Origin of the sequence: Chamaesiphon sp. GL140_3_metabinner_50, assembly GCF_025361915.1 — a bacterium.
Classification (GTDB): domain Bacteria; phylum Cyanobacteriota; class Cyanobacteriia; order Cyanobacteriales; family Chamaesiphonaceae; genus Chamaesiphon.
Window position 1 is genome coordinate 1 of sequence record NZ_JANYJC010000345.1, and the last position, 2,613, is coordinate 2,613.

Genomic DNA, 2,613 nt, shown 5'->3' on the forward strand with positions numbered 1-2,613 from the left:
CCGCGCAATGGGCGAATTTGGAGCTGTCTCGGTAGTCTCTGGAAATGTCGCCAATACGACTCAAAGTTTGCCGCTATTCGTCGAAGAAGCTTATAAACAATACGATACCGAAGCCGCTTTTTCAGCCGCCGTTTTACTCGCGTTACTCGCTGCTGTAACTTTGGTTATTAAAGAAATTTTGGAGAGCAAAACCAAGATTAAAGATAAGTCGTAGGTTGGTTCGATCGACGCGAAACCCAACATTCTCGAATCGCTGGTTAAGATTGTTGGGTTTCACATTCGTTCAACCCAACCTACAGATCTATCTATCCTATCTCCCATCTCCCATCTCCCATCTCCCATCTAAATATAGTACATCGGACTGTTCTGCCGCTGAGTTTCTAATGTTTTAGCTAAATCTTGAAGTGTATAACTTTTCAAAATCTCATTTACCGAATCTTTGATGCCTGTAAATGTTTCGACGATGACGGTTTTTTCGAGCGTATTGGGAGTAGCTAAATCGACTTTTTTGCGATCGCCACTACCTTCGATCGCGATTACTATATCTAGTAAGGTAATTTGCCACATTTCTTTGGCAAGTGAATAGCCACCTTTCATGCCCCGTTGGCTGGAGAGAATCCCATTACGCTTGAGGAGAGTGAAAATCTGATCGAGATATCGCTCTGGCAATGCCTGACTCGCAGCAATCTCATTCACCTTGAGTGGTTTGCCTTGAGCTTGACGATCGGCGATTTCTAGCAGCGCAACTAAAGCATATTCTAGTCGAGAAGACAGTTCCACGAGCATTTTAATGAGATAATAGTATTAAGATATCACGGTTTCCCGCTCGATTTGCAGTAGTTGTAATAGGGATTAGGCTTCAGGATTTAGGTGTTAGGTGTTAGGGTTGAGGATTGACAATTCGCGGAAGGTCGATCGATTAGGGTTGCTGTCAACTGTTAACTTATTATTTATAGGTATTTGGAACGGTGGGTATATCAGTAAAAAATGTAGCGAAACAGTTTGGCAGCTTTCAGGCTGTCGATAATGTCAGTTTAGAGATCGAATCGGGTGCGTTGGTAGCACTATTAGGGCCATCGGGGTCGGGTAAATCGACGCTGCTAAGGCTGATTGCGGGGCTAGAAACACCCGATAGCGGTACGATTTGGCTCACGGGAACCGATGCGACTTATCAGAGCGTTCAGGAACGAAATATCGGCTTTGTGTTTCAACATTACGCGCTATTCAAACACATGACGATTCGGGAAAATATCGGCTTTGGCTTGAAGATTCGCAAGGCGAGTCCCGCGAAAATTAAAGCCAGAGCTGATGAGTTGCTAGAACTAGTGCAGTTAGCGGGATTGGGCGATCGATATCCCTCGCAATTATCGGGCGGACAAAGGCAGCGGGTAGCATTAGCGCGATCGTTAGCTGTCGAACCCAAGGTATTGTTGTTAGATGAGCCGTTTGGGGCGTTAGATGCCAAGGTGCGAAAAGATCTGCGTGCTTGGCTGCGCCGTCTTCACGATGAGGTACACGTTACGACGGTATTTGTGACTCACGACCAGGAGGAAGCGATGGAAGTAGCCGATAAAATCGTGGTGATGAATAAAGGCCAAATCGAGCAAGTGGGCACTGCGGCGGAGATTTACGACCGACCAGCGAGTGCATTTGTGATGAGCTTTATCGGCCCTGTTAACGTATTGCCCAGCAGCGCGGATATCTTCCAAAATAATGGCTTTGAAGCCAATCATCCTCAAGTATATCTTCGTCCTCAGGATATCTCAATCGCAATCGAACCAGATGCAACCACAGCAGTGGCGACAGTCAATCGGATTATTCATTTAGGTTGGGAGATTCAGGCAGAATTGCTGCTAGCTGACGGTCAACTTATTTCCGCGCATCTGACTCGCGAGCGATTTGACGAGCTAAAATTAGAAGCCCAGCAAACTGTATATGTCAAACCTAAGGAAGCTAAATCTTTCCCACTGTATTACTCAATATAGCTTTATTGTAATTATGGTTTAAGAATTTAAAGCGTGCGAGTTTCTGGATTGACTATAGTTGCCAGATCGGAGCTAGATCGCGTTAAAGTCAAATATCTACACCTGTGTCATCTGGCGAAATTAAGGGCATACTATGATAACTGGGTAAGATTTATTACTCGTTATGTAGACTTAATTCACATACCAGTTGTTGGCGATCGAAGTTCTGAGGACACATTTAGTAACTTTCCTGGTTGTATAGTTGTATGTGTGAATATATAGAGTAGCTAGACGATCGCCAAGGCGACGATCGGCAAGGCAAGCGATTTTCCACCAGATTGCCGATAATTAGCAACGTATATATAAATTCTTTATTCCTAAAGTAGATCGAGTGCATCGCTAAATTTATTAATTCCGATTCTTACCCCCATTTACCCGCCAAATCGTTGAGGCCCAAAGGATCCAAACGTGAAAAAAATTTTACTAGTAGACGACGATAAAACCCTCCAAACCGTACTCACGCGCTATCTCGAAAAGCGCGGTTATTCAGTACGCGTTGTAACCTCTGGAGTTCAAGGATTAAAACTTTTCGCTCAAGACCCGCCAGATCTAGTCGTATCAGATATCATGATGCCCGGAATGGATGGCT

Annotated in this window: 3 protein-coding genes and 1 pseudogene; 3 read left to right on the forward strand and 1 reads right to left on the reverse strand. The window is 44.6% G+C overall.

Annotation, left to right across the window (positions count from 1 at the left end):
* A pseudogene (locus Q0R35_RS16930) lies at nt 1–214 on the forward strand (sulfate ABC transporter permease subunit CysW); the annotation flags it as partial.
* A 128-nt stretch (nt 215–342) separates the two neighbouring features.
* Here the strand turns inward: Q0R35_RS16930 and Q0R35_RS16935 are convergent.
* The gene (locus Q0R35_RS16935) at nt 343–786 is read right to left on the reverse strand and encodes an Rrf2 family transcriptional regulator (RefSeq protein WP_295621107.1); all 444 of its coding nucleotides are present in this window, start codon (nt 784–786) and stop codon (nt 343–345) included.
* A gap of 182 nt (nt 787–968) precedes the next feature.
* Between Q0R35_RS16935 and Q0R35_RS16940 the strand changes: the two genes are divergently transcribed.
* Both Q0R35_RS16940 and Q0R35_RS16945 read left to right on the forward strand, forming a co-directional pair.
* Nucleotides 969–1,985, forward strand: coding sequence for a TOBE-like domain-containing protein (locus Q0R35_RS16940; protein ID WP_295621110.1), 1,017 nt, complete (start codon nt 969–971; stop codon nt 1,983–1,985).
* A gap of 447 nt (nt 1,986–2,432) precedes the next feature.
* Nucleotides 2,433–2,613: response regulator (locus tag Q0R35_RS16945; protein WP_295621113.1), on the forward strand; the 181-nt coding region annotated here is incomplete at its 3' end.

Coding starts and splice junctions, on each gene's coding strand:
- Q0R35_RS16935 (WP_295621107.1), bottom strand. CDS start 786: ATGCTCGTGGAACTGTCTTCTCGACTAGAATATGCTTTAGTTGCGCTG.